This is a genomic window from Synechococcus sp. R6-5, assembly GCF_047461775.1.
Taxonomy (GTDB): domain Bacteria; phylum Cyanobacteriota; class Cyanobacteriia; order Thermostichales; family Thermostichaceae; genus Thermostichus.
Window position 1 is genome coordinate 1 of record NZ_JANSHV010000409.1, and the last position, 609, is coordinate 609.

The 609-nt window shown below is 64.2% G+C and carries 1 protein-coding gene; it reads left to right on the forward strand.

The genetic code is table 11. The features are described 5' to 3' along the window. Nucleotides 1-609: hypothetical protein (locus NW818_RS14030; protein WP_414424913.1), on the forward strand; the 609-nt coding region annotated here is incomplete at both ends.

The following is a 609-nucleotide window of genomic DNA, read 5'->3' on the forward strand; positions in this document are numbered from 1 at the left end:
TCGCAACTCACCGACAACCGGATCGTCGCCGTCGCCTTCACCGCCATTCTGGTCCTCGCGCCACCGAGCCTCGTCTCGTTCCTCATCCCCTGGTCGCCTGCCGGGATGCTGCTCCAGAAAGTCAACGCCCGCACCTGGGCGTTTCCGGTCATCATCGGTTGCGCGCTCTACCTCCTCTACTACGCCTTTCAGCTCCAGTGGGCCTGGTGGGCGGCGCAACCGGTCGTCGCCGAGACCAACCTGGTCTACCAGCAGGTGCTGATCGGCATGATCGGCTTCATCATCATTCCCGCCCTGCTGTGGACGCCGGTCTCGTCGGACGAACTGGTCGAGCAGGTGCGGCAGGCGCATCTGGTGAAGCGCTATGAGTTGCAGACGCAGGCGGATATTGCGATCCTGCGCGCGACGCTGCTGCGGGCGCAGGAGAAGGCGCTGATCGGGTTCGCCAATCTGACGGTGCAGGAGCGCGAGGAGCTGGCGGCGGTGATGCAGTCGCTGGTGAGCGGGATCGACCGCACGCTGAAGGAGATCGGGCAGACGGTGAAGACCGTCTCCGGCGTGGCGCTGCCGTTCGATAGCATCCTCGACGATAATGAGGATATTCGCGAT